27 protein-coding genes are annotated in these 23,943 nt (G+C 57.9%); 8 read left to right on the top strand and 19 right to left on the bottom strand.

The window, feature by feature from the left end:
* Positions 1-101: 101 nt before the first annotated feature.
* Positions 102-1,889 (top strand): sigma-54-dependent Fis family transcriptional regulator, encoded by a 1,788-nt coding sequence (locus AC559G_RS06380; protein WP_498911924.1) that lies wholly within the window; start codon positions 102-104, stop codon positions 1,887-1,889.
* Positions 1,890-2,007: 118 nt separating this feature from the next.
* Here AC559G_RS06380 and AC559G_RS06385 read toward each other — a convergent pair whose 3' ends face one another.
* From AC559G_RS06385 to phnF, 15 genes are all read right to left on the bottom strand, one after another.
* The gene (locus AC559G_RS06385; RefSeq protein ID WP_498911925.1) at positions 2,008-2,631 is read right to left on the bottom strand and encodes a LysE family translocator; all 624 of its coding nucleotides are present in this window, start codon (positions 2,629-2,631) and stop codon (positions 2,008-2,010) included.
* A gap of 78 nt (positions 2,632-2,709) precedes the next feature.
* Entirely contained in the window at positions 2,710-3,588 is an 879-nt protein-coding gene (gene phnE / locus AC559G_RS06390; RefSeq protein ID WP_498911961.1) for a phosphonate ABC transporter, permease protein PhnE, read from the bottom strand.
* Positions 3,588-4,454 (bottom strand): phosphonate ABC transporter, permease protein PhnE, encoded by an 867-nt coding sequence (phnE, locus tag AC559G_RS06395; protein WP_438598917.1) that lies wholly within the window; start codon positions 4,452-4,454, stop codon positions 3,588-3,590. Before phnE (AC559G_RS06395) ends, phnE (AC559G_RS06390) begins: the two co-directional genes overlap by 1 nt.
* A 124-nt stretch (positions 4,455-4,578) precedes the next feature.
* Positions 4,579-5,508, bottom strand: a complete 930-nt coding sequence (gene phnD / locus AC559G_RS06400) for a phosphonate ABC transporter substrate-binding protein (protein ID WP_121555269.1) — start codon at positions 5,506-5,508, stop codon at positions 4,579-4,581.
* A gap of 46 nt (positions 5,509-5,554) precedes the next feature.
* A complete protein-coding gene (phnC, locus tag AC559G_RS06405; protein WP_498911926.1) occupies positions 5,555-6,388 on the bottom strand; it encodes a phosphonate ABC transporter ATP-binding protein in 834 nt (277 codons plus the stop codon).
* Positions 6,389-6,493: 105 nt separating this feature from the next.
* A complete protein-coding gene (gene phnP, locus AC559G_RS06410; RefSeq protein ID WP_498911927.1) occupies positions 6,494-7,243 on the bottom strand; it encodes an MBL fold metallo-hydrolase in 750 nt (249 codons plus the stop codon).
* A complete protein-coding gene (gene phnN, locus AC559G_RS06415) occupies positions 7,240-7,776 on the bottom strand; it encodes a nucleoside/nucleotide kinase family protein (RefSeq protein ID WP_498911928.1) in 537 nt (178 codons plus the stop codon). The genes phnP and phnN overlap by 4 nt, the downstream gene beginning before the upstream one ends.
* Complete coding sequence (gene phnM / locus AC559G_RS06420) at positions 7,776-8,912, bottom strand: alpha-D-ribose 1-methylphosphonate 5-triphosphate diphosphatase (RefSeq protein ID WP_498911929.1); 1,137 nt, start codon at positions 8,910-8,912, stop codon at positions 7,776-7,778. The genes phnN and phnM overlap by 1 nt, the downstream gene beginning before the upstream one ends.
* Positions 8,909-9,613 (bottom strand): phosphonate C-P lyase system protein PhnL, encoded by a 705-nt coding sequence (phnL, locus tag AC559G_RS06425; RefSeq protein ID WP_095848882.1) that lies wholly within the window; start codon positions 9,611-9,613, stop codon positions 8,909-8,911. Before phnL ends, phnM begins: the two co-directional genes overlap by 4 nt.
* A gap of 57 nt (positions 9,614-9,670) precedes the next feature.
* Entirely contained in the window at positions 9,671-10,432 is a 762-nt protein-coding gene (gene phnK, locus AC559G_RS06430; RefSeq protein WP_095844919.1) for a phosphonate C-P lyase system protein PhnK, read from the bottom strand.
* A complete protein-coding gene (locus AC559G_RS06435; protein WP_498911930.1) occupies positions 10,422-11,270 on the bottom strand; it encodes an alpha-D-ribose 1-methylphosphonate 5-phosphate C-P-lyase PhnJ in 849 nt (282 codons plus the stop codon). Before AC559G_RS06435 ends, phnK begins: the two co-directional genes overlap by 11 nt.
* Positions 11,263-12,339, bottom strand: coding sequence for a carbon-phosphorus lyase complex subunit (locus AC559G_RS06440; protein ID WP_498911931.1), 1,077 nt, complete (start codon positions 12,337-12,339; stop codon positions 11,263-11,265). The genes AC559G_RS06435 and AC559G_RS06440 overlap by 8 nt, the downstream gene beginning before the upstream one ends.
* Complete coding sequence (gene phnH / locus AC559G_RS06445; RefSeq protein ID WP_498911932.1) at positions 12,339-12,914, bottom strand: phosphonate C-P lyase system protein PhnH; 576 nt, start codon at positions 12,912-12,914, stop codon at positions 12,339-12,341. The genes AC559G_RS06440 and phnH overlap by 1 nt, the downstream gene beginning before the upstream one ends.
* On the bottom strand, positions 12,911-13,360 hold the full coding sequence (gene phnG, locus AC559G_RS06450; RefSeq protein ID WP_498911933.1) for a phosphonate C-P lyase system protein PhnG: 450 nt from the start codon (positions 13,358-13,360) through the stop codon (positions 12,911-12,913). Before phnG ends, phnH begins: the two co-directional genes overlap by 4 nt.
* Positions 13,361-14,077 carry a phosphonate metabolism transcriptional regulator PhnF gene (gene phnF, locus AC559G_RS06455; protein WP_498911934.1) on the bottom strand — a complete coding sequence of 239 codons (717 nt, stop codon included), beginning with the start codon at positions 14,075-14,077 and terminating at the stop codon, positions 13,361-13,363. It abuts the gene before it with no gap.
* 350 nt (positions 14,078-14,427) lie between these two features.
* On the opposite strand from phnF, the gene AC559G_RS06460 reads away from it, so the two are divergent.
* From AC559G_RS06460 to AC559G_RS06470, 3 genes are all read left to right on the top strand, one after another.
* Positions 14,428-15,876, top strand: coding sequence for an alkaline phosphatase (locus tag AC559G_RS06460; protein ID WP_498911935.1), 1,449 nt, complete (start codon positions 14,428-14,430; stop codon positions 15,874-15,876).
* A gap of 76 nt (positions 15,877-15,952) precedes the next feature.
* Positions 15,953-16,444, top strand: a complete 492-nt coding sequence (locus tag AC559G_RS06465) for a hypothetical protein (RefSeq protein WP_498911936.1) — start codon at positions 15,953-15,955, stop codon at positions 16,442-16,444.
* Between the two features lie 416 nt (positions 16,445-16,860).
* Positions 16,861-17,043, top strand: a complete 183-nt coding sequence (locus AC559G_RS06470) for a hypothetical protein (RefSeq protein ID WP_438598196.1) — start codon at positions 16,861-16,863, stop codon at positions 17,041-17,043.
* On the opposite strand, the gene AC559G_RS06475 is transcribed toward AC559G_RS06470, so the two are convergent.
* Positions 17,040-17,936: a LysR family transcriptional regulator gene (locus tag AC559G_RS06475; RefSeq protein WP_498911937.1), complete on the bottom strand. Its 897-nt coding sequence runs from the start codon at positions 17,934-17,936 to the stop codon at positions 17,040-17,042. The genes AC559G_RS06470 and AC559G_RS06475 overlap by 4 nt on opposite strands.
* 96 nt (positions 17,937-18,032) lie before the next feature.
* Between AC559G_RS06475 and AC559G_RS06480 the strand changes: the two genes are divergently transcribed.
* Both AC559G_RS06480 and rcsA read left to right on the top strand, forming a co-directional pair.
* On the top strand, positions 18,033-19,448 hold the full coding sequence (locus AC559G_RS06480) for a pyridoxal phosphate-dependent decarboxylase family protein (RefSeq protein ID WP_498911938.1): 1,416 nt from the start codon (positions 18,033-18,035) through the stop codon (positions 19,446-19,448).
* Positions 19,449-19,919: 471 nt separating this feature from the next.
* Complete coding sequence (gene rcsA, locus AC559G_RS06485) at positions 19,920-20,549, top strand: transcriptional regulator RcsA (protein WP_438598199.1); 630 nt, start codon at positions 19,920-19,922, stop codon at positions 20,547-20,549.
* A 212-nt stretch (positions 20,550-20,761) separates the two neighbouring features.
* Here rcsA and dsrB read toward each other — a convergent pair whose 3' ends face one another.
* Positions 20,762-20,962: a protein DsrB gene (gene dsrB, locus AC559G_RS06490; protein ID WP_438598200.1), complete on the bottom strand. Its 201-nt coding sequence runs from the start codon at positions 20,960-20,962 to the stop codon at positions 20,762-20,764.
* Between the two features lie 423 nt (positions 20,963-21,385).
* Positions 21,386-21,598, bottom strand: a complete 213-nt coding sequence (cspE, locus tag AC559G_RS06495) for a transcription antiterminator/RNA stability regulator CspE (RefSeq protein WP_095844931.1) — start codon at positions 21,596-21,598, stop codon at positions 21,386-21,388.
* A gap of 384 nt (positions 21,599-21,982) precedes the next feature.
* On the opposite strand from cspE, the gene AC559G_RS06500 reads away from it, so the two are divergent.
* Both AC559G_RS06500 and AC559G_RS06505 read left to right on the top strand, forming a co-directional pair.
* Positions 21,983-22,192, top strand: coding sequence for a hypothetical protein (locus AC559G_RS06500; protein ID WP_095844932.1), 210 nt, complete (start codon positions 21,983-21,985; stop codon positions 22,190-22,192).
* Between the two features lie 149 nt (positions 22,193-22,341).
* On the top strand, positions 22,342-23,352 hold the full coding sequence (locus AC559G_RS06505; protein ID WP_498911939.1) for an NAD(P)H-quinone oxidoreductase: 1,011 nt from the start codon (positions 22,342-22,344) through the stop codon (positions 23,350-23,352).
* A gap of 36 nt (positions 23,353-23,388) precedes the next feature.
* On the opposite strand, the gene AC559G_RS06510 is transcribed toward AC559G_RS06505, so the two are convergent.
* On the bottom strand, positions 23,389-23,796 hold the full coding sequence (locus AC559G_RS06510; RefSeq protein ID WP_498911940.1) for a YidB family protein: 408 nt from the start codon (positions 23,794-23,796) through the stop codon (positions 23,389-23,391).
* Positions 23,797-23,943: the final 147 nt, after the last annotated feature.

Below are 23,943 nucleotides of genomic sequence, written 5' to 3' on the forward strand. Positions count from 1 at the left end.
GAGAAAAATGATTTACTGTTTCGTTTTTGTGTCGCATGTCGCAACAACAAATACACTAAAATGATACATAAAAATCACATTGAATTATCCTGGAGCGCGCGATGCCACAAAGAATAGCGAGCCATTCCCGGCATTCTGTACCCTGCGTCACGGCCCCTCACCTCTCCGGCCTGCTGACCGACTCCTGGCAACGCAGCCAGCGCTATGGCCTGTGCCGTGATGACGAAGCGCTCCCCTATCTGCCCAGCGCCCTGCTCAAAGAAGCTCAAGAACAAAACCACTGGATTGTCTCTATCGCACGCCCGTTGCTCCGGCGGCTGACTGCCGAGATCATCAGGCGAAACGCCATCCTGGTGGTGGCGGATGCCTCCGGGCTGGTGCTGGAAACCTGCGGCAATCATGATTTTCTGCATAAAGCGGAGCGTATCGCCCTGGCGCCGGGCAATTTGTGGGGAGAACACGCCCGCGGCACCAACGCAATCGGCACCGCGCTGGCGCTGCATACGCCCTGCGAAGTGGCGGGCGCCGAGCATTTCCTGGCGCAAAACGCCACGCTATTTTGTTCCGCCGCGCCGCTATTTCGCCCCGACGGCCACATCGCAGGCATTTTGGATCTGTCCGCCCCCGCCCAGCAACCCCATCAGCAGGCCGGCAGGCTGATTCGCCAGGCGGTGCGCGATATTGAATACCACTGGGTGAAAAACACCGTTTCCGCCCGGCGCTGGCTGCTGCGCCTGCACAGCGATAGCAGCCAGCTCGGCAGCACGCAGGAACTGCTGCTGGTGTTTGAAGACGATGTGTTGATGGCGGCCAACAAGCTGGCCATGAATGCGTTCCACCTGGCGCCAAAACACATCGGCACCCTGCAGTTCGACAACCTGTTTGCACAATGCCCACCGGCAGGCGGCCTGCAAACGCTGCTGGCCAGCAACCAGCAACGGTATTTCGCCACCCGTTCCGCGCCGGCGCAGCGTTACTTCTCGCTGGCGCCGGCGGAAGACCCCCTCGAAGACAACGGCATCAATAAAGAGAAGGCGCTGCGGATACTCAACGCCGGCATCGCCCTGTGCATTACCGGTGAAACCGGCTGCGGCAAAGAGCACTTCAGCCACCGCCTGTATACCGCCAGCAAATGGCAACACGGGCGTTTTGTGGCGATCAACTGCGCGGCGCTGCCGGAAAACCTGATTGAATCCGAGCTGTTTGGCTACGTTCCCGGCGCTTTCACCGGCGCCAACCCCAAAGGCTATATCGGCAAACTGCGCGAAGCCGATGGCGGCGTACTGTTCCTGGATGAAATCGGCGATATGCCGCTGGCGCTGCAGACCCGCCTTCTGCGGGTATTGCAGGAGAAAAGCGTCACGCCGCTAGGCGGCAGCCGCGCCTTCCCGGTGAATTTCGCCCTGATCTGCGCCACCCACCGCGATCTTGCCGCTATGGTGCAGGCCGGCGAATTCCGCGAGGATTTGCTCTACCGCATTCAGGAATACCGCCTGCACATTCCGCCATTGCGTGCATGGCCGCAGGTGCCGCGTTTGATCCGTCGTCTGTGGCAAGAACTGGGCGCAGAGCATCGCGACATCGTGCTGCCGGAAGAGGTTGTAAGCCACCTTGCACGCCAACCATGGCCGGGCAACGTGCGCCAGTTGCTGAGCGTGCTGAAGGTGCTGCTGGCGCTGGCCAATGACGGTGACAGAATTAGCCTGGCGGATCTGCCGCAAGAGATCGATCCCCCTCTCCCACCGCAAAGCGCCCCCGCGGCGCCAGAGGCGCTGGATGAACAGGCGGCGATTCGCGCAGCCAACGGCAATATGAGCCTGGCGGCGAAAAAGCTGGGGATTTCCCGCAGCACGCTCTACCGCCGGCTGGAAAGGGCGAACTGCCAGTAGCTTATCTTCTCCTGCATCCTGCACGACGCGATGCGTTTACCGTGGGGTGGTTTGTTGCCCTGACCAATGGGCCATTTCCTGGGCAATAAACCAGCTCACCGGATCGCCGTACATGTTCTCAATTACGGCGCCAGACGGCCAGGCCGCCGGCAAGAAAGAACATCAGTGCGGCGCTGATGCGATTGAGCCTTTTTAAGCCGACCACCGTGAGTAAGCGCGCAGCCTGCATGCCGCCAAAGGCGTAAAGCAGCATGATAGCCACATCTATCGCCACCGTTGTGCAAGCAAACGCAACGTATTGCGGCACCAGGGGATGATTGACAACGATAAACTGCGGCAGGAAAGCGGAAAAAAACAGCAGCCCTTTCGGGTTTGACAACGCCGCCAGCAGGCTGCGCATAAACGCCCGCTTGCCGCTGCGCTGGGTGGCCGGCTCACCGGCCAGCGGTTTTAACATCGCCGGCGTTGAGCGCCATAACTTCCAGGAGAGCCAAAAAAGGTAGCCGGCGCCAAGCCATTTTACCACTGAAAACAACGTGTTGGAGGCAAGCAATAGCGAGCCTAGCCCCAGCGCCACCATACCAATCAGGATAAAATCGGAAAGCGCTGCCCCGGCGACCCCCATCAAAATAACTTTCTTGCTTTTGCTCACGCCGTTTGTCAGTGCGAGCAACATGGTTGGGCCGGGTATCACCGTAACCGCCAGCGATGCCAGCGCGTACATCAACACGGTTGTCAACATTGTACCACCCTCAAATACCCCATCGTATTAGTACAATGATACGCTTTTAATCCCGACAGGCAACGGCAGTGGCCATGCTTATTCGCCCTGATTAAACAACGGGATAGCCTTGCCCACGATATAGCGCTGCCGCAGCCGCGCCGAGATGGCGTCCATCACCATGACGATCACCACCAGGATCAGCGTAATAAACATCACCACGTCCCAGTTCCACAGGCGCATGTTTTCCGCATACACCAGGCCAACGCCTCCGGCCCCGACAAAGCCCAGCACTGCGGCGGAACGGGTGTTGGATTCGATCTGGTACAGGCTCAGCGCTAAAAACGTCGGGAAGGATTGGGTAAAGATGCCGAAGCGGTGCTTTTGCAACACGTTGGCGCCCACCGCGTTCAGGCCGCGGCCCGGCGAGCGCTCCACCGCCTCATGCCCTTCGGCATAGAGTTTGCCGAGCAGGCCGACATCCTGCATGACGATCGCCAGCACCCCGGCCAGTGGCCCCAACCCCACGGCGCGCACGAATATCAGCCCCCAGATAGCCATATCAATACCGCGGAAAATATCCAGCAGCCGGCGCACCAGCAAGGCAATCGGCCGCAGCAGGCGGCCCTGCATCACATTACGGGCGGCAAAGAATGAGATCGGCAATGCCAGCAGCGTGGCGGTGATGGTGCCGGCAAACACAATCGCCAGCGTGATGGCGATTTGCGAGAGATAGTAGCCAAACGGCCAGTTAACAAAATCTTTCCAGATGAACATACGGGCAAAATAGCGCCCCAACTGCTGAACACCGTTGATCCACTGCGCCCCACTGATGCCAAACGCATGAAAAAAGAACAGGTAATAAAACACGATCGCCAATATCAGCAAAGTAACGCGGCGCAAATACCGCCGCTGTATCTGGAACAGTTCCGGATGTTCGGTTTTCATGCGTGCCACGTCGGGCTGTACAACCGCCATCATGCTGCTCTCCCCTCTACCACGACGCGCCGTAAACGCCCGGAGACGCTGTCCAGCAAGGACACCACAATAATAATCAGCAGCAGGGTGATGCTGACCTGATCGTAACGATCGAGCTTGATGTTGGTCATCAACTCCTGGCCGATCCCACCGGCGCCGACCAGGCCGAGAATGGTCGACGAGCGGAAGTTAATCTCCATGCGCATAAAGCTGTAGGAAAGAAAAATCGGCTTGACCTGTGGCCAATAGGCAAAGCGCATCCGCTGCAGCTTGCTGGCGCCGCAGGCCGCCAGCCCGCGTACCGGCTTGTCCGAGACGCTTTCAATCGCCTCATAAAACAGCTTGGTCAAACTGCCGATGGTATGCAGCGCCAGCGCCAAAAAACCGGGGATAGCGCCGATGCCGAACGCCATCACGAACATCACCGCCCAGCCCAGCTCCGGCATGGTGCGCAAAAATGCGACCACCGCCCGGATAGCAAAGCGCAGCGGCGCCGGGCTTTGGGTGTTGGCAGCGGCGAAAAAGGCCAGTATCGCCGCCGCGATGACCGCCACCACGGTAGCGGCCAGCGCCAGTTGCAGCGTTTCCCAAATCAGCGGCAGCTGTATGTGCAAACGGTAGCCCCAATAGGCCAGAGAGCCTTCGGTGCGGCCGTCGGCGAACAGCAGCCGCCAGTGCAGCACCGGCAGCGTTTCACGCAGGTAGTCAAAGAAGTTCGGCAACGCATGCCAGATGGTCGCCAGATTGAATTCCGCCACTTTGCCGGCGCCAAGAAACAGGCCGGCCAGCAGCAAAGACCAAAGCAAGGCATCACGCTTTTGCCGCCCTTTGATCTGTTGGTAATAGCGCTCAAAATCGTTATTCAAAACAGTATCCTGTAGGCTCTTAATCAGCACAACGTCGGTCGCCCCTCCCTGATGCAAAGCCGGGCTACGGCTTACACCGCACCCGGCCAGTCCCGCCGTTCAGCAGGGGCGCAATAGCCAACCGTTAACCGCGGCCGCCCTTCATCAATTCGCGTTTCAAGTCGATGATGTTTTGATAGTCGGCCAGGGTTGCCGGGCCGATATGCTGCGTGCCGCCCATCGCTTTAATGAAGCAGGCGTGCTGTTCTTTATCCAGCTTGTGAATGGCGGCAACCACTTTTTGTTTAAAATCCGCCGGCAGTTTGTTGCTGACCAGCACCGGGCCGTTCGGGATCAGCGGCGATTGCCAGATAATGCGGATTTGCTGCATCAGATTGGGGTGATCCATCCGGATCAGGCGGGTAAAGGCACCCACGGTATAGCCGGTGTTGTAATCCCCCACCATCGATGTCCAAGTAACGGCGCCGTCAAACTGGCCGTTCAGCACACCGAGGATGTCCTGCTCATGGCCGCCGGAGAAGGTGACGCTGGAGAAAAAGTTGTTGTATTTGTCGTCGCTATTGCCGCCAAACGTCTTTTTAAACGTTTGATCGGGGATCAGGAAGCCAGAGGTGGAATCCGGATCGGCAAAGCCAAAGGCTTTTCCTTTCAGATCTTCCAGTTTTTTGTAGGGGCTGTCGGCTTTGACCACCACCACCGAGTGATAGCCGCGTGACTGATCTTTATCGTCCACCGCGATCCCGACGATATCCACCGCGTTAGGATCTTTCAGGTACACCGAGGCAAAAGATGACGGAGACATACTCAGCACCAGGTCCACTTTGCCGCCCAGCAGCCCTTGGATCACGCCGGTGTAGTCGGAAGAGTTGCGCAGCCGGGTCTCAACGCCCAGCTCTTTATCGAAGAACTGTTTGACGCACTGATTATCACCGATCTGCTGCGTGGCATTCTGCCCGCCCAAAATCCCCAGATTAAGCTCTGTGGGGGCTGCAGCCACGCCAAATGCCATCAGCGCGCCGGTTAACATCGTGGTCAAACCAAGGATCTTTTTCATGTTGTCGCCTGCTGTTGTATTAAAAAATAAAGGATGCAAAAAAGTGTTAATTCAGTTGATTGACCTCATCGCCATACAGCGTATGAAGCAGCGTTTCGTCTAATTGTGTGGGGTGGCCATCAAACACAATGCGGCCTTGGGCAATGCCGATCACCCGCGTACAGTGGCTTTTCACCAGTTCAACCGAATGCAGGTTGACCATCACACTGATCCCCTTCTGGCTCACTTCGCTCAGTACATCCATGATGCGGCGGGTATTTTTCGGATCGAGCGAGGCCACCGGCTCATCTGCCAGCAGGATTTTGGGCTGCTGCATCAGCGCACGGCAAATCGCGACGCGTTGCATCTGGCCGCCGGAAAGGTTTTCCGCACGCTGCAAGGCCTGCGGCAACATGTTTAACCATTGCAGCAGTTCAATGGCGCGCGCGCGGTCTTCGTCGGAGAACACGCGGAAGATGGATTTGAGCGTTGAGGTTTGGCTAAGGCGGCCGAGCAATACGTTGGTGAGTACATCCAGGCGGGGCACCAGGCAAAAATCCTGGAAGATCATACCGCAGTCAGTACGCCACTGGCGCATTTGGCGGCTGTTCAGCTTGATCACATCCTGCTGCTCGCCGTTAGCGCCGTAATTGATGATTTCGCCGTCAGTGGCGGAAATGGTGCCGTTGAGCATATGCAGCAACGTCGATTTCCCAGCCCCGGAGCGGCCGATCACCGCCACCAACTCGCCGGCGTGCAGATCGAAGTTGATATCGTCCAGTACCCGGCGCTGCGCCGTCCAGGCTTTGCCCAGCCCGCGCACGGAGAGCACCCGTGCCTGGCGAACCGGCCGCAGCTGCGTGCAGTATTCAGGAGCGGATTTCAATAGTGCCTGTGCCATCTTGGTATCCGTTTATTAAACATGAAGGTTGCCACTTATTAAGGGCAAGCAATGTGATCTCTTTATGACTGTTAAATGATTAAAAGATGAACAAACCGCGACAGCCTATAACACCAGGATCTGGCCGTCGTAAGCGGCGGCTACGCCGGGCGGCAAAGCGTTATCGATCAGCCAGTTATCTACTTCATGGTTTAAATGGGTTAGCCAGCACTGCGCGGGTGACAACGCCTGGCAAATCGCCAATGCCTGGGTGACATCGTTGTGGTTACGCGGCGCGGGCTGCGTGGGTGGGTGGCTGCAGTCCAGCACCAGGTGCGTGAGCGGCTGGGCGCGCAAGAACTGCAGGCTTTGCGCCGGCAGGCCGGCGGTGTCGCATAGCCAGGCCAACCGTCGGCCCTGGTACTCAAACAGGTAGCCGTAGGTCAGCTTCGAATGAATCAGTGGGATGGGCGTGACGCTCAACGCCCCGAACGCCATCGCCACAAACGGCGTGACCGGCGGCTGAAAGGCCAATAACCCCGGGTGTTTGAACAGATCGTCGCAGCCAGCGTCATCCGGCGGCCCATACACCGGGATAGCGGCACCCACGCCCCAGCGCAGCGGGAACAGCCCCTGAACGTGATCCATATGATAGTGGGTCAGCAGGATGCGCCGCAGCTCGCCAGGCCGGAAGCGCTGTTCCAGATGGCACTGCCCGGCATCCAGCAGAGTGCTCTCCCCGTCACACTGGATCAGCGCGCTACAGGGGCCGCGCCGGTATAATGGCAATTGCGCAGCCCGCCGGCAGCTCGGGCAATCGCAGCCAAAGACCGGTACCTGTTGCGCCCCGCCGGTGCCCAAAAAGGTGAGCCTCATGCGTTTTCCTCCAGCAGCCGGCGCAGCGTCGCCACCGTGGCGGCCAACGGCCCGTCGTTACGCAACTGCAGGCCGTGCGGCGGCGCGGCTTCGCGTGCGCGCAGCAGCCGTTGTTCAATCTCGCTGTCGCTTTCCCGGCCACGCACACGCAGGCGCTGCGCCAGCACCGCCGCCGAGACCTGCAGGCACACCGGCAGCAACTGTGCACCATAGCGCGCCGCCGCCTGCGGCAGATGCAGCCTGGAACCGTTGGCGATCACATCCCACCCCTGGGCCAGCCACAGATCCACTTCGATTCCCAGCGCATAGCGGTAGCGGTGCGCCTGCCAGTCAAGGGCGAACAGCCCGCGCGCCCGGCGGCGCAAAAATTCGGCTTCGCTCAGCGCCAGGTGATTTTCACCGCCGGCGTCCGCGGCGCGGGTGATATAGCGGTGCGCCACCAACATATTGTCAATCGGCTGCTCGCGTAGCGCATTGAGCAGGCTGTCCTTGCCCGCGCCCGATGCGCCCATCAGCCAAATTAAGCGCGCCATCAGTACACCTTCCGGCCTTGCGCCCACACATGCCGGACATGCGCATGGCCGTGCCGGGTATGCGCCAGCACCAAATCGGCACGCAGCCCTTGCGCGATCACGCCGCGATCGCGCAGCCCAACGGCGTGCGCCGGGTTGCGCGTTAATAGCGCCACGGCGCGCGGCAGGTCATAGGGGGCACGGTCATCCTGGGCCAGGCGGAACGCGGCATCGAGCAGGCTGGCGGGATAATAGTCAGAGGAAAGAATATCCAGCAGGCCCTGTTGCGCCAGCTGTATCGCCGAGACGTTGCCGGAGTGCGAACCGCCGCGCACCACGTTGGGCGCCCCCATCAACACCAACAGCCCCAGTTCGCGGGAACGCTGCGCGGCGGCCTCGGTGGTCGGGAATTCGGCAATGGCGCTGCCAATCTGCTGCGATTCGTCAACGTGCTCCGCCGTCGCGTCGTCATGGCTGGCCAGCGCAATCCCCTGTTCGCAGCACAGCGCGGCGATCGCCCGCCGGTTGGGCTGCGACCAGAGGGCCGCCAGGCGCGTCTGTTGCTCTTCAAACTCGGCCATCTGCTGGTTATTGAGTTGGTATTTGCCCTGAAAGTACTCGCGGTATTTCTGCAACGAGGTGTACTGGCGCTGGCCGGGGGAATGGTCCATCAGCGATACCAGCGATAGCCCAGGCGTATGCATCAGTTGCTCAAACAGCGGCACCGTGGCGTCATACGGCAGCTCGCAGCGCAGATGCAGCCGGTGTTCGGCGCGGTTCAGCCCCTGTTCCTGGCTATGGCGGATGGCATCAATCATCTTGGTGAGGTTATCAAGGCGGTGGCCGCCGTCGCGCACGTCACCCACGGCGATCGCGTCCAGCACGGTGGTAATGCCACTGGCCACCATCAGCGCGTCGTGGCTGCTCATCGCCGAATAGGCCGGCCAGTCAACCTTGGGGCGCGGGGTAAAAAACTTGTCGAGGTTGTCGGTATGCAGCTCGACCAGGCCCGGCAGCAGGAAGCCCCCTTCACCGTCTAGAGCCTCGGGTAACGCACTGCCAGAATCGCTGATGCTGCCGATCAGCCCGTTCTGTATCTCTAACGAACCGCAAACGACCTCATTTTCCAACACTAACTGAACGTTATTGATAATCATGCTTGCATTTCCTGGTGGAGAGGCTTCATTACGTGCAGGCGATCGGCCAGGCGCTCGCGTACGGCATCATCGTGGAAAATACCGACGATGGCGGCGCCGCGCGCGCGGGCTTCTTCGATCAACTGCACCACGGCATCGCTGTTGGCGCTGTCGAGAGACGCGGTGGGTTCATCCAGCAAAAGAATCGGGTAATCGGCGATAAAACCGCGCGCGATATTCACGCGCTGCTGTTCACCGCCGGAAAACGTCGAGGGCGCCAACCCCCACAGCCGCTCCGGCACGTTGAGCCGGGCCAGCAACCGTTTGGCGCGCGCTTCGCACACGCTGCGTTCAACGCCACGTTCCAGCAGCGGCTGGATCACCACATCCAGCGTGGAGGTGCGTGGGATCACCCGTAGAAACTGGCTGACCCAGCCAATGGTATCGCGCCGGATGGCCAGCACCTGCCGGGCCGGCGCGTCGACCAGGTCCACCCAGTTCGCATGGTGCTTCACCCAGATATGGCCGCTGTTGGGGTGATAGTTGGCGTATAACGAGCGCAACAGCGTGGATTTGCCGCTGCCGGAATGGCCGTCCAGCACCACGCATTCGCCGGCGCTCACCTCCAGGCTGGCGTCGTGCAGCACCGGCAAGGCCACGCCATGCTGATTGTGTAGGACGAAGGTCTTGCAAAGATGTTCAACGCGAAGTTGTGTGTTCATGTTGTGCTCCAATTGGTCGCCACCCGCCACGCCGGAAAAGACGCGGCGGAATGCACATCAGCCCAGGACAGACGACACCAGCAGTTGCGTATAAGGGTGCTGTGGATCGTCAAGCACGCGGTCGGTCAGGCCGCTTTCCACCACCCGCCCCTGCTTCATCACCAGCAGCCGGTGCGCCAACAGGCGCGCGACGCCCAGATCGTGCGTGACGATCACCACCGCCAGATTCAGCTCGCGCACCAGGGTGCGCAGTAAATCCAGCAGGCGCGCCTGCACCGACACATCCAGCCCGCCGGTCGGCTCATCCATAAACACCAGCTTCGGCTGGGTCACCAGGTTGCGGGCGATTTGCAGGCGCTGCTGCATGCCGCCGGAAAAGGTGGTGGGCAAATCGTCAATGCGTGAAACCGGGATCTCCACATCCTGTAACCAGCGGCCGGCCTGCCGGCGGATCTCGCCATAGTGGCGCTGGCCCACCGCCATCAGCCGCTCGCCGATGTTGCCGCCGGCCGACACCTGCGGGCGCAGGCCGTCCAGCGGGTGCTGGTGCACCACGCCCCATTCGGTACGCAGCAGGCGGCGCCGTTCGCTTTCACTCATGCGGTAGAGATCGCGCCCCTGGTAATCGACCTGCCCCTGCTGCGGGGTTAAGCGCGCCGAGATGGCGTGCAATAGCGTGGTTTTTCCCGAGCCGGATTCGCCGACGATACCCAACACTTCGCCGGGGAAAAGCGAAAACGAGACCTCCTCAAAGCCCTTGCCCGGCGCATAAAGGTGGGTAAGGTTGTTTACCGCAAGCAGCGGCTGTTCACTGTTCATGCGTTTTTTCCTGCTGCTGATGGCAATAATCGGTATCCGAGCAAACAAACATGCGCGTGCCGCTGTCATCCATCACCACTTCGTCCAGGTAGCTGTGGCGCGAACCGCAGAGTGCGCAAGGCTGCTCCCACTGTTGGACGCTGAAAGGATGATCGTCAAAATCCAGGCTTTCCACCTTGCTGTAAGGCGGCAATGCGTAGATGCGCTTTTCACGCCCGGCGCCGAACAGCTGCAGGGCCGGCATCATATGCATCTTGGGGTTATCGAACTTCGGAATCGGCGACGGATCCATCACATAGCGGTCATTCACCTTCACCGGGTAGGCGTAGGTGGTGGCGATATGGCCGTAGCGGGCAATGTCTTCATACAGCTTCACCTGCATAACGCCATACTCTTCCAGGGCGTGCATTTTGCGGGTTTCCGTTTCACGCGGTTCGATAAAGCGCAAAGGCTCGGGGATCGGCACCTGATAAACCAGGATCTGATCTTCCCGCAGCGGTGTTTCCGGAATGCGGTGGCGGGTTTGGATTAGCGTCGCCTCGGTGGTGCGCTCGGTGGTGGTCGCACCGCTGACGCGCTGGAAGAAGCGGCGAATCGACACCGCGTTGGTAGTGTCATCCGCCCCCTGGTCAATCACCTTCAGCACATCGTTTCCGCCGATCAGGCTGGCGGTCAGTTGAATGCCGCCGGTGCCCCAGCCGTAAGGCATCGGCATTTCGCGGCCGCCAAACGGCACCTGATAGCCGGGGATCGCCACCGCTTTCAGTATCGCCCGGCGGATCGCCCGCTTGGTTTGTTCGTCCAGATAGCCTGGGTTATAACCGCTCAACTCACGCATCGTTATTCTCCTGGTATTCCTGGCGCAAGCGCTTCAACAGTTCCAGCTCGGCCTGGAAATCGACGTAGTGCGGTAATTTGAGGTGCGAAACAAACCCCGCCGCCTCGACGTTGTCGGCATGTGACAGGACAAACTCTTCGTCCTGCGCCGGGCTGGCGACGCTTTCCTGATGCTCGGCGGTTTGCAGGGCGCGATCCACCAGCGCCATCGCCATCGCCTTGCGCTCCGAGCGCCCGAATACCAGCCCATAGCCGCGAGTAAAGTGCGGCGCAGCCCCTGGCGCATCGGTAAAACCGTTGACCATTTCACATTCGGTCAGCAGGATTTCACCGATATCCAGCGCAAAGCCCAATTCTTCCGGTGCGATCTCGACCGTAACAAAGCCGCTGCGGATCTCGCCGGCAAAGGGATGGGTGCGGCCATAGCCGCGCTGCGTTGAGTAGCCCAGCGCCAGCAGAAAACCCTCATCGCCGCGCACCAGCTGTTGCAGCCGGGCGCTACGGGGCGCGGGGTAGCTGGGTGGTTCGCGGGTGATATCCAGCGGTTCGCTGCCGTCATCTTCTTCAAGCGCGGCGAAGCCTTCGCGGGTCATCAGATCAAACATGTGTGGGCACAGCGCCTGCTCCGGCACTTCGCCATGCTGCGGCACCGGCGCTTCACCACCGGCCAACAGCGTGAAATCCAACAGACGGTGCGTGTAATCGTAGGTGGGGCCGAGCACCTGCCCGCCGGGCAAATCCTTGTAAACCGCCGAGATACGGCGCTCGATGCGCATGTTCCCGGTCGCCAGCGGCCGGCTGTCGGCCAGGCGCGGCAGCGTGGTGCGGTAGGCGCGCAGCAGGAAGATGGCCTCCACCAGATCGCCACTGGCCTGTTTGATGGCCAGCGCGGCCAGATCGCGGTCGTAAATCCCGCCTTCGGTCATCACGCGATCCACCGCCAGCCCCAGTTGCTGTTCAACCTGCCGGCAATCCAGCTCGGCCACCTCACGCGCACCGCGGCGCAAATCCTCCTGCAAGCGGTGGGCATTTTCGATGGCTTTTTCACCCCCCTTAACGGCAACGTACATCAGCACACCTCCACATGCGTTGTGCGCGGCAGCGCCATTAATGCCATGCCGCTGGTCAACATCAGATCGATACCTTGCGGGAAAGCGTTGGCGCGCTGGCTCAGGTAGCGGCGCAGCGCTGCCGGCAACCGTGGCGCGACGGTACGCGGCGCCTGTAGCCCCGGCCCGCTCAGGCGCAACGGCTCCCCACCGGCCAGCGCGGCCACCTCGATAATCACCGTGGTGCTTTTTTCCGGCGCCAGATCGTCGCCGGCGGTAAAACGTGAAAAATCGATTGCCGAAGCGGCCTGGATCAGAGCGAAAGGCGCAGCCTGATCCTCGGCCAACGCAGCGCCGGTATGAAAACGCAGGTTGCTGCGCACGGCGTCATCGCTTAATGCGGCGTCGAGCCATACCGGGGTTTCATGATCGACCAGCGTCAACAGCGCCGCCGTAGCCGCCGGCGATACCTGCCCCCAGCCCTGCTGCAACGGCAGCGCCACCACCGTTCCCGGCTCGCTCATCGCTTTCAGGATGCGGCGAAAGGCGTGCTGGGCATCAGCCACCGGGTGATTAAAACTTGCCTGTAACGTCATGCGTTGTCTCCACGTACCAGCGTAAAGAAATCCACCTTGCTGCTGGCGATTTCTCGGGCGCGCTGCAAGCGCAGCGCCTCCCGCTGCGCCGCCAGCGGCTTGATTAACTGTTCCTGCAACAGCCCGTGGTTCTCGCTCTGCTGCAGTAAGGCATCAATCACCGCACATCGCTCAGCATGCGCCTTATCGCGCCCCGCCACATAGCTGTAGCCGCAGGTGCCGTCGGCCAGGCGCACCACGGCGCGGGTGACAGTCATATCCCCCAGCACAAAGCGCTTGCCGGTGCCCCCCATGCGCCCCTGCAAGCGGGCCAGGCCGATCTCCGGAGCGCGCAACAGTTGATACTGCGGCTGTAATTTGAGGGGTTGCCAGCGTTTTTCCAGCTCTGCGGCCGGGCTGTGAGCCAGCACGGAGAGCCACTGTTGGCGTTGCTTTAACTGTTCCATTCAATGCTCCAGCGTCAGTTCGATCATGTCGCCGCGGGTCAGGCTGATGGAGTATTCCGCCATTTCACCGCTTGCGGTTTTGTTGAGGGTGCGCACGCACAGCAAAGGCGCCTGCGGTTCAATTTCCAACAACCGGCTCTCTTTCGCCTGGGCCTGGCGGGTGCTGATGCGCGTTTGCGTGCGGATCAGCGCCTGATCCAGCCGTTGCGCGATAAAATCGTGCAGTGAACCGCTGCGGAACTGTTGCAGTTCGGGCCACCAGGCAAGCTGCGGCAGGAAGTGGTTAATCACGCAGACCGGCACGCCATTGACCCGGCGCAGAGTGCGCAGGTGGATCACGCTGTCGCCTTCGCAGCAGGCCAGGGAGGCAGCCACGTCCTGGCTGGCCGGGCTAAGTACCGCCAGCAACCGCTCGCTGCTGGGCTCGCTGCCCTGCTCCAGCAGGTTCTGGCTAAAGTGGGCCTGCGAATGCAGCGGGTAGTCATAGGGGCGCATCAACACCAGGATGCCGATGCCGTGGCGGCGTTGTACCAGCCCTTTTTTCACCAAATCGTCCACCGCTCGGCGCAACGTATGGCGGTTGACGGCATAACGCTCCGCCAGTTGTTTTTCTGAAGGCAGATAATCACCACTGCGGTAATGGGCACGTAACTCCGCTTCCAACTCGGCGGCGATGGCTTGATAGACAGTGGTCGGATGTCTGGATAACTGCGGCATATAAAAAACTCCATGGCAAACCGGCTGGATAAAAAACATCCCATTAAGATAGAGCACAAGCCTGCAAGAAAAATGTGACCGGGGCGTGAAAGCCAGATGTCGGATTGATGAATAAATCACCATTTCGGGAGACAGCAGAAGCATGGGTAATGGCCGTAAACCGCAGCCAGCAAGGGATAATGCCGGGTTTGGCGTGGTGGCTAGCGGGGCAACATAGCGGGGGCAAAGCGCACAGATTCGTTCGCTGTCATCTTTCTGTTTTATTTTCATCAAAAAAATGTCATCAACGGCGGATAACGTAACGCTGGTTTATCAAAATGTAAAAATTAACTACAAGGGTTTTCTATTCCATGCGTATATACTCAACCGCCCTGCTGACGTTTGCGCTCAGCTTCCCTCTGGTAACCCAGGCCGCTGAGCAAAACGCGGCTCCGGTTAAGGCTAAAAACGTTATCCTGCTGATCTCTGACGGTGCCGGCATCAACACCTGGCATGCCGCCAGCTATTACCGCCACGGCGCATTAGGCCACGAAGCTTACGACGACTTCGACGTAAAATTGTTTGCCTCCACCTATCCGCTGAATACCTCTAACGTTCCCACCCATACGCAAAACGGCGCCGTCACCTTCGATGCCGATAAGATTTGGACCAAAGACAAATCGGATAGCGTGTTCAAAGGCAGCCTCGGCAACTACCCTGGCTTCTTCTCTGGCTACGACTATCTGCGCGCTGATTTCACCGACAGCGCTGCGGCGGCCACCGCGCTGGCATCCGGCCATAAGACCTATAACAACGCCATTAACTGGTCCAACGATGACAAGAAGCTCAAACACATCGGCGAATACGCGGTAGAAAACGGCAAAGCGCTGGGCGTCATCACTTCGGTGCAGTGGAGCCACGCCACACCGGCCGGCTTCCTGGCGCATAACGTCAGCCGCAACGAATACGCGGCTATCGGCAAAGAGATCATTGATTCCGGCCTGGCCACGGTGGTCATGGGTTCCGGGCACCCGTTCTATGACGAAAACGGCAAAGCCACAACGCCGAAAAATGACAAGGCCTACCGCTACGTTGGCGGTAAGGAAGAGTGGGATCGCCTGGTAGCAGGGAAAACCGCCTACAAGCATATCGAAACCAAAGCTGACTTCGTTGCGCTGGCCAATGACAAGTTGAATATGGGCAACAAAACCAAGCTGATCGGCACTGTGCAGAACCACGCTACGCTGCAGTTCAACCGCGATGGCGTCGCTGCCGGCAACCTGCTGCCTAACCAGCCGGATCTGGCAACCATGACCAAAGGCGCATTGAACCTGGTGGCTAAAAACCCGGCCGGGTTTATGCTGATGGTGGAAGGCGGCGCGGTAGACTGGGCGGCCCATGCCAACAACCTGCCCCGCCTGATCGAAGAACAAATTGACTTTAACCGCGCGGTTGAAACGGTGACGGAATGGGTTGAAGAGAACAGCTCCTGGGATGAAACCCTGGTGATCGTGACCACCGACCACGGCAACGGCCTGCTGCTGGGGCCAGACTCCAATAGTGATGCGTTCTCCGACATCGTTAATCAGGGCGCCGGCGCACTGCCGCTGGTACGCTGGCACACCGACACCCACACCCGTGAACTGGTGCCGGTGTTCGCCAAAGGCCCTGGCGCGGACTTCCTGACCCGCGTCGCCAAAGCGAACGCCGGGCTGGCCGCTTACCACGTGCCGGAAGAAAACCAACAGTACGTTGATAATACCGATATCTTCCGCACGGTAGCCAATGCCCTCGGCATTGACACCGCACAACAGCAGTAAGCCTGAAGCAACGCCGCACGCAGCCTGAGCGTGCAGCGTTGTGTTTTCCCGCTTTATCACGAGATGTAAGACATTGATGACTATTTCAGCATTAACCTCAATCCGCGCCCGCTGGCCGCATGCGCTTATGTTGTGCGGCCTGCTTTTGCTGCAAGCCCTGCCCGCCGCACACGCGGCAGAACGCCCCACCGTGCCCACGGCCAGCACCAATGCCGAAGCGCAGGTGATGCGCGCCATCCGCAAAAACGGCGAATTGACGGTCGATTTGCGCTTTGAAACCACCGCCGATACCTTCGGTGGCGAGATTATCTACAGCAACCTGAAGCCTGAAGACTGGAAAAACCAGTTCTACGTTGAAGCCGACGGCCAGCGCTGGCCGCTCAGTAGCGAAGGCCAGCAAAAAGCCCCAGCGGAACTGCGCCTGAACTTCAGTTACGATCGCAAAAAGAACCCACGCGTCGGCACATGGCAAGGCAAGTTTGTCGCCCCGCCGGCCACGGTGACCGAGGTAACGCTGAAGCTGCCAGGATTAGCGCCAATCCCGGCAATCCCGATTATCGATCGCTAAACCACGCCAAATGGCTGCATTTGGCGTGCAAAAAACAGCCTAAGGTTTATACCCAAAATAATTCGAGTTGCAGGCAGGTGGCTTTGCTGCGACAAATTCGTCTGGAACGAATTTGCCTGGCCTCTGGCCTGCCTCCGGTGAGAGACAAGGATGTCTCTCATCAATCCCCAGGAGCTTACTGTAGTAAGTGACTGGGGTTAGCGACAAATCTGCCGGGAGCAGATTTGAACGCTGTTGGCAGCGGCCCCGAAGGGGCGAGGCCCAGGGATGGGCCGAGTAATAAAGCCAACACACCTGCAACTTGAAGTATGAAGGGTACAGCTATCGATTCTATACGCCAAAGCGACTATTCATTATTTTCTATTCCCCTACACTAGCCTGGTTCGCAGTGACTTTTCATTCTTCGGGGGCAATACATGTACAACTTTTCACGCTATCAGGCAAAAGAGCTGGCGCTGGCTTATATGAGCGGTAAAAAGCACGATCTTTCACCGCAGGAGTTTCTGCAACAGTTAAAAATCACCGAAAGATCCTTCGACCACCTGTTGAAAACCGGGGTTGAACTGCCTGCGCACGAGGTGATGGTAAAGAGCTTCTAACCGCAGCCCGCGCTGCCTGCCGAAGCCAGTTCACGCTGCAACCAGAGCAATAAGGCACGCACCGCTGCGGGTTGCTCAGCGCTTTTCGGCCACACCAGATAATAATCGTTATCTTCCAGCCGGCGTGGCGCCGCCAGCGCCTGCAACGCCCCAGTGGCCAGCGCATCCCCGGCGAGCAGCGTTTTCACCAACGCAATACCAAACCCCTGCTGCGCGGCGCGCACCAACAGGCTGGCATCGTTAAACAGCGCCAATTGTTCGCCGCACTCAACTTTACCCTCTGCCTGCCACCAGCAGCGCCAAGGCATTACATCATGCGCCAACAGCGGTAAAGCCTGGGCGCCCTGTGCGAATTCTACCCGCCACTGTTGCGCCACCGCAGGCGCCGCAACCGGCACCACATCGCCGGGGGCAATCCATTCAGCATGCAGCCCCGGCCACTGGCCGCCACCGATGCGGATCGCCGCATCAAAGCCACCGCGCGCCAGATCCTGGACGCGAAGAGAAGCATCAATATCCAGCGCAATCTCTGGGCAAGCCTGCCGAAAAACCGGCAAGCGCGGCAGCAGCCAATAATGGGCAAATGAAGGCAGCACGCTGATACGCAGCACCTGGCTTGCCGCCACGCGGCGCACGCGGCCAATCCCCTGTTGCAGAGCGGTTAAGGTTTGTTCCGCTACCGCCAGCAGTTCACGCCCGGCGGCATTCAGCTTTATCCCGCGGCCCTGCCGTTCAAACAAAGGGTGGCCTATCGCCCGCTCCAGCTGTTGGATTTGCTGGCTGACGGCGCCATGGGTCAAATGTATCTGTTGTGCCGCTGCACGCAGGTTTTCCAGCCGCGCCGCCACAACAAACGCCGGCAGCAGATGCAAAGGGAAACGTTCAAACACCATTGGTTAGCCCTGTTAACCAGAAAGGTTATTTATTATCGATTTTCGCGCCGCAGTAAAGACATTATGGTGGGGCATCATTGATTATCGGAGCGCCTTATGCACCCACGTTTACAGCAGGATTTAGACCAACTACCACAAATTCTTGAATATACCTGCACGTTGGCGCAAGAATTCCTGGCCAATATCGCCACCCGCCCGGTATGCCCAGCGCCTGAACGGCAGCAGCTACCGGCGGAGGAGGCTTCGCTGGCTGAAAACGGCGAAGGCGCGTTAGCGGCACTGGCACACTTCTGGCAACGCTATGCAGCAGGGTTGTCTGGCAGCACCGGCCCACGTTACTTCGGTTTTGTGACCGGCGGCAGCACCCCGGCGGCACTGGCAGCCGACTGGTTGGTTAGTGCAACCGACCAGAATAGCCAGCTAAGCCATGACACGATTGCCGCAGCCGTTGAACTGGCGACCATTGAACAGCTAAAGGCGTTATTGGGGCTACCGGCGGCGTTCACCGGCAGTTTTGTCAGCGGCGCGACCATGGCCAACTTTACCGGCCTCGCTATCGGCCGCCAGTGGTTGGGCCTACAGCGCGGCATCGACGTTGCCCGGCAAGGCCTGTGGGCGCTCGGCCCCCTACAGGTTTTCTCTGCCAACCCGCACTCCAGCAGCGTTAAAGCACTCAGCATGCTGGGGATTGGCCGCGAAGCGCTGACGATCGTTGCTACCCTGCCCAACAGCGAAGCTATCGATCCGATGGCGCTGGAGCGCCATCTGGCCGCAGGCAACGGGCTGCCCACGTTGGTATTGGCCAGCGGCGGCACGGTAAATACCGCCGCCTTTGACAACCTGCCGGCCCTGCTTGCACTGCGGGAACGCTACCCATTCTGGCTGCATGTTGATGCCGCGTTCGGCGGTATCGCCGCCGGCTCCGAACGCTATGCTCACCTATTGGCGGGTTGGCAGCAGGCTGACTCGATCACCGTCGATGCCCATAAATGGCTTAACGTGCCTTATGACAGCGCCATTCAGTTAACCCGCCACCTGGAAGTGCAGATGCAGGTGTTCAACAACCACGCCAGCTATCTGGAGGCGGCCGAGCTGCGCCCGGATAACTACCTGCACCTGACGCCAGAGAACTCTCGCCGTTTCCGTGCCCTGCCGCTGTGGATGGCGTTTAAAGCCTATGGGCGTAGCGGAATACGGGACATCATTGAACGCAACGTCGGCCTGGCACAACAGTTGGGTGAAGCGCTGGCGGCCAGCCCCGGCTTTCGCCTGCTGGCCCCGGTTAACCTGAATATCATCTGCTTCGCCCTTGAGGGAGTGCAAGGCGACGCCGTGGCCGCCCGTGACCGTTTTCTCGCCCGCCTTGACCGCCATGGGGCGGTACGTTGTACCCCCACTGCTTACCAGGGCCAGCCCGGTATCCGCGCCGCGCTGGTTAATTGGATGACGAGGGAACACGATATCCAAATCGCGCTTGATGCAATACGCGCCTGCCGCCAAGAAGCCCAATGACCCGCAGCAGAGATCCGCTGTTTCATACCGCGTAGCAGGAAGGCGGCAAATGGCAGCGGGGTCAGCAATAGGTTAATCAAATAATAACATTTCATTTACACCACCAGTGGCATACCATAGAGAAACTGAGTAGTGCTGAAAAATAAATCATGAATTTTTTTTAAGAATTTTCCCATAAGCGAAAATAAAGCACGCCAGACTGCAAGCCGAGGAATTGCCATAGCGCAGTAAAATTAATGGTTACATACCGCAACCGGGTATTGCTGCAGAAAAACGCCGCCCCCCAATCATCAGAATCACTTAAGATATGCTTACAAATCCAGCGCTCAACTACAATTATCAATAAAATATCGTTGAGTACACGTGCATTTGTTGATAGAACACTCTTATAACATACTTCTTTGTTTTATTTTTTTATCGCTATTTTGTCATATTGCCGCAGTAAAATGGATTTAAATGGGGGGGAATAATATGCCAACAATCATTATGGATTCTTGCAGTTATACCCGACGGGGCTTAACAGACTACCTAGCCGCGCACGGGGTAAAAAAAAAGCACATCAATGCCATTGTTGATATTGATGAACTGCATGAGAAATGCAATAGCCATAAACCTACGCTGGTATTTATTAACGAAGACTGTTTTATACATGAGGCCAACGCGACCGAAAGAATAAAACACATTATCTCTCTTCACCCAGACACCTTGTTTTTTATTTTCATGGCGATAACCAACGTACATTTTAATGATTATCTGTATGTGCGTAATAATGTCATTATCTCATCAAAATCGATCAAGCCAGAAACCATGAATCTGCTGCTCAGGCACTACCTGGAAGGCAAGCCTTCACGCAACGAAAAAGTACCGCTTGATCAAACGCCAGTCACGCTAAGCCGAACCGAATCAAATATGTTGCGTATGTGGATGTCTGGGCAAGATACCATTCAGATATCCGATCAGATGCAAATTAAAGCCAAAACGGTTTCATCCCATAAAGGCAATATAAAAAGAAAAATTAAAACGCATAATAAACAAATTATCTATCATGTTGTGCGTTTAACCGATACGTTGACGAGTGGCATCTTTGTTAACAGCCGCTAGCCAGGCTAAAAGTCGTCTGTAGTACGCAGTGGCAGGTGCTATTTCCCGACCTATTGATGAGTGTGGCCTGCGCCCCACGATCAAAGAGCACTAAGGCGCTGCGGGCGTTTGTATCGTTATACCTCCAAACCCTACACAACCTATAATTAGCGCAGTATTACGATGCATGCGTGAAAATGGCCGGCACGAACCGGCACAGACGGGTAAAATCGTTATTTATCGGCAGGAGAAATCGGCTCAACAAAAGTGCCGTCGTGGCTGTCAATCTCGTTGAAAAACCATACGCCCTCTGGATAGTTCTCCAATGCAACCAGATACATTACCCCTTCGCTGAACTCTTCAACTTCCAGCACCACACCTTCACGCCGCGGCCCACCGTCCGTCTTTACCGAAACCCGATCGTTAACCTTCATGATTTACCTCATTAGAAACAGGCCTGCCAGTGTATTACAGAATAGCGGGGAAAATATACCGTTGCCGCCGAGAGAAAGCGTGCCGCCGGCAGGCGGCTTAGAACCTCTCCCGGTAGGCGCTATTGCCGCAGCCCGTTTGGACAACGGCAACGGACTGCGCGAATAAAACGAAGCATATCGAAGTGGATAGGCTCTTAGTTTCAGGACGTTAATATTTTCGCTTCCTTAACGTTTTAATCACGGAATCCTGATCGCACAACGAGTAAGCTCTTTCCCCAAGGCACTTCCCCCCAGAGAAGTGCCTGTTAATAAAGAAGAAGTAACAAGGAAATTTCGCCCGCCGGCTTGCGGGCTTTTTTTTTGCCCGAAAAACAGGCATAAAAAAACCCGCCTTAGCGGGTTCTTGTTAATCAGCAGAGCTGATTAGATAGCGGTAACGTTAGCCGCTGAAGGACCTTTAGCGCCGTTCTCGATGGAGAACTGTACGTTTTGGCCTTCTGCCAGCGTTTTAAAGCCTTGATCCTGGATTGCAGAGAAGTGTACGAACACGTCTTTGCTGCCGTCTGCAGGGGTGATGAAACCAAAACCTTTAGACTCGTTGAACCACTTCACTTGACCTTTGATCAGGTTAGACATAATTATTTCCTTCGATATAAAATTTAAGCCACCATGGGCATGTTATAGCCGGTCATCAGTTACTTATGGAGGCACTAGAAAGAAATTCGTCAGATGAAGTGCTATCGAGGATAACGCTTTAAATTTGAACCGCTTTAATCAAGATGTCGTGCATAAATAGGTCTGTACCACAGGCCAAGGACATTAACGCACGCCCACCAATGAATAGCAACTCTTTTCGTTGCCGCGAGCGAAAAAGGCCGGCCAACTGTACAGAGTTTGTCTCTTCTGGTGTGCGATGCAGCAGCCGCAACGCCTGTCATCCCCCCGTCACATAACTGACACACAGCCGCCTTATAATCACGCACAGTTATTCCTAGCGGTGCAACTCCAAGGATTTTGTATATGACGACGATTAAAGCGGCAAGCCACCAGGAAGCAGAAAACCTGATTCGCGCTGGCGTAGCCAAAAAAATCGAACTGGCCTACGACATCGGCAGCGATGATTTCTTTCAACTTGCCAGCCAATGGTGTGATAAAGGCGCAAAAATCACCAAAGGCAAAAAATATTTTATCGTTTCACTCAAAGGTTTGCGCATTCCCCCTAACGACTGATCGCCCCCCTATCCTCCTATCGGCCAATAAAAACCGCTCTTCCTGATCATTCCCTCATCGGGGATTTCTGTAAGCTGGCAGAACCATTGACAGCTGGCAACTTCAGCCGGTGCGCTGAATAGCCTAAACCATCACGATGAGGAAACGGTATGCCGAATGATGCGTCATTGCCCATCACCATGAAAGCCATCGAAATCCGCCAGCCAGGTGAACCTGACGTATTGGTAATGACGGAACGCCCGCTACCCACGTTGGAACAGGGGGAAATTCTTGTGCGGGTTGCCGCGGCGGGCGTCAATCGCCCAGATGTATTGCAACGCCGCGGCCAGTATGCGCCACCGCCAGGCGCTTCCGACATTCCGGGGCTGGAGATCGCCGGCGTTGTGGCCGCCATCGGCCCCGGTGCCACCCGCTATGCCATTGGCGAACAGGTTTGCGCGCTGATTGCCGGGGGCGGCTACGCCGAGTATTGCAAGGTGCATGAAAGCAATGCCCTGCCGGTGCCGCAGGGCTTTAGCCTGCTCGAAGCCGCCGCCATACCGGAAACCTTTTTTACCGTTTGGGTCAATGTGTTCCAACGCGGCCACCTGAAAGCAGGGGAAACCGTCTTGATCCACGGCGGCACTTCCGGCATCGGCACGGTAGCGACCATGCTGGCAAAGGCCTTTTGCGCCAGAGTGATCACCACCGTCGGCTCGGAGGAAAAACGCCAGGCCAGCCTGGCCCTGGGGGCGGATGTGGCCATCAATTACCGTACGGCGGATTTTGTTGAGCAAACCCGGCAAGCCACCGATGGCAAAGGCGCGAACGTGATCGTTGATTTAATCGCCGGGGATTATGTCGCCAAAAACTACCAGGCGGCGGCGATGGATGGGCGCATTGTGCAAATCGGCACGCAAAACGGCGTCGCCAAAGAACTGAATCTGATGCCGATGTTGGTTAAACGCCTGACGCATAGCGGCTCCACCCTGCGCCCGCGCAGCGTGGAAGACAAGGCGCAGATTGCCGCCGACCTGCGGCAGAAAGTGTGGCCGATGATGGAACGCGGCGCGCTTAAACCACAGATATTCCAAACCTTCCCGCTGGAACAGGCCGCAGCTGCCCATGCGCTGATGGAAAGCAGCGCGCACATCGGCAAGATAATGCTGGAGCTTGAGTAACCCGAACTCCCGTAGCCAGGCTACGGGAGCAACCGGTTAGCGGAACAGTTTGTCGACCATGTTGGCCAAATCATCATGCTTCACTTCGCCGTCCGCTGAGGCTTTATCAGCCAACAGCGGCAGCCATTGCGCCAGCGTGTCAGACGCCTGAGCCTGCTCAACCCCCAGCTTGTTCGCCAACTGCGCAATGGCATCGCTGCCCAGCGCCTGCTGCACCAGGTTACCGGTGATCGCCAGATTTTCCCCGTTGCCCAGCCAGGAACCGACGATTTCACCCAGTTGCCCTTGCTGTAGCTTATTCAATATCGCCTGCAGGCCCCCTTGCTGCTGAACCCATTGCATGATGGCGGCAATATCGATGCCCCCTTCGCTGCCCTGTTTTTTCAAAACGTCATTCAGCACATTACCTAATACGCCACCCAGGGCGCCATCTAACAAACCCATAATAATTCTCTTTCCGATCGCCAGCCGCAGCCGTGCGATATTTCCTCACCTCAACCAGCGCCGTAAAAGCACGCCGCTGGCATCCTGATACACCCTTGCTGTTATACCGAAAACAACAGCCAATGGCATTAATCGCAGCTATGTTAG

Origin of the sequence: Gibbsiella greigii (assembly GCF_039540155.1) — a bacterium.
In the GTDB taxonomy this organism is placed as follows: Bacteria; Pseudomonadota; Gammaproteobacteria; order Enterobacterales; family Enterobacteriaceae; genus Gibbsiella; species Gibbsiella quercinecans.

Bases quoted from the DNA above. Each gene is read 5' to 3' on its own strand.
- AC559G_RS06460 (WP_498911935.1), top strand. From the start codon at position 14,428: ATGCGTATATACTCAACCGCCCTGCTGACGTTTGCGCTCAGCTTCCCT.
- AC559G_RS06480 (WP_498911938.1), top strand. From the start codon at position 18,033: ATGCACCCACGTTTACAGCAGGATTTAGACCAACTACCACAAATTCTT.
- rcsA (WP_438598199.1), top strand. From the start codon at position 19,920: ATGCCAACAATCATTATGGATTCTTGCAGTTATACCCGACGGGGCTTA.
- AC559G_RS06465 (WP_498911936.1), top strand. From the start codon at position 15,953: ATGACTATTTCAGCATTAACCTCAATCCGCGCCCGCTGGCCGCATGCG.
- phnL (WP_095848882.1), bottom strand. From the start codon at position 9,613: ATGAACACACAACTTCGCGTTGAACATCTTTGCAAGACCTTCGTCCTA.
- AC559G_RS06470 (WP_438598196.1), top strand. From the start codon at position 16,861: ATGTACAACTTTTCACGCTATCAGGCAAAAGAGCTGGCGCTGGCTTAT.
- phnG (WP_498911933.1), bottom strand. From the start codon at position 13,360: ATGGAACAGTTAAAGCAACGCCAACAGTGGCTCTCCGTGCTGGCTCAC.
- phnC (WP_498911926.1), bottom strand. From the start codon at position 6,388: ATGGCACAGGCACTATTGAAATCCGCTCCTGAATACTGCACGCAGCTG.
- AC559G_RS06475 (WP_498911937.1), bottom strand. From the start codon at position 17,936: ATGGTGTTTGAACGTTTCCCTTTGCATCTGCTGCCGGCGTTTGTTGTG.
- phnD (WP_121555269.1), bottom strand. From the start codon at position 5,508: ATGAAAAAGATCCTTGGTTTGACCACGATGTTAACCGGCGCGCTGATG.
- phnM (WP_498911929.1), bottom strand. From the start codon at position 8,912: ATGATTATCAATAACGTTCAGTTAGTGTTGGAAAATGAGGTCGTTTGC.
- phnE (WP_498911961.1), bottom strand. From the start codon at position 3,588: ATGGCGGTTGTACAGCCCGACGTGGCACGCATGAAAACCGAACATCCG.
- AC559G_RS06385 (WP_498911925.1), bottom strand. From the start codon at position 2,631: ATGTTGACAACCGTGTTGATGTACGCGCTGGCATCGCTGGCGGTTACG.
- AC559G_RS06505 (WP_498911939.1), top strand. From the start codon at position 22,342: ATGCCGAATGATGCGTCATTGCCCATCACCATGAAAGCCATCGAAATC.
- AC559G_RS06440 (WP_498911931.1), bottom strand. From the start codon at position 12,339: ATGTACGTTGCCGTTAAGGGGGGTGAAAAAGCCATCGAAAATGCCCAC.
- cspE (WP_095844931.1), bottom strand. From the start codon at position 21,598: ATGTCTAACCTGATCAAAGGTCAAGTGAAGTGGTTCAACGAGTCTAAA.
- phnP (WP_498911927.1), bottom strand. From the start codon at position 7,243: ATGAGGCTCACCTTTTTGGGCACCGGCGGGGCGCAACAGGTACCGGTC.
- phnK (WP_095844919.1), bottom strand. From the start codon at position 10,432: ATGAACAGTGAACAGCCGCTGCTTGCGGTAAACAACCTTACCCACCTT.
- phnF (WP_498911934.1), bottom strand. From the start codon at position 14,077: ATGCCGCAGTTATCCAGACATCCGACCACTGTCTATCAAGCCATCGCC.
- AC559G_RS06435 (WP_498911930.1), bottom strand. From the start codon at position 11,270: ATGCGTGAGTTGAGCGGTTATAACCCAGGCTATCTGGACGAACAAACC.
- AC559G_RS06510 (WP_498911940.1), bottom strand. From the start codon at position 23,796: ATGGGTTTGTTAGATGGCGCCCTGGGTGGCGTATTAGGTAATGTGCTG.
- AC559G_RS06500 (WP_095844932.1), top strand. From the start codon at position 21,983: ATGACGACGATTAAAGCGGCAAGCCACCAGGAAGCAGAAAACCTGATT.
- phnH (WP_498911932.1), bottom strand. From the start codon at position 12,914: ATGACGTTACAGGCAAGTTTTAATCACCCGGTGGCTGATGCCCAGCAC.
- dsrB (WP_438598200.1), bottom strand. From the start codon at position 20,962: ATGAAGGTTAACGATCGGGTTTCGGTAAAGACGGACGGTGGGCCGCGG.
- AC559G_RS06380 (WP_498911924.1), top strand. From the start codon at position 102: ATGCCACAAAGAATAGCGAGCCATTCCCGGCATTCTGTACCCTGCGTC.
- phnN (WP_498911928.1), bottom strand. From the start codon at position 7,776: ATGGCGCGCTTAATTTGGCTGATGGGCGCATCGGGCGCGGGCAAGGAC.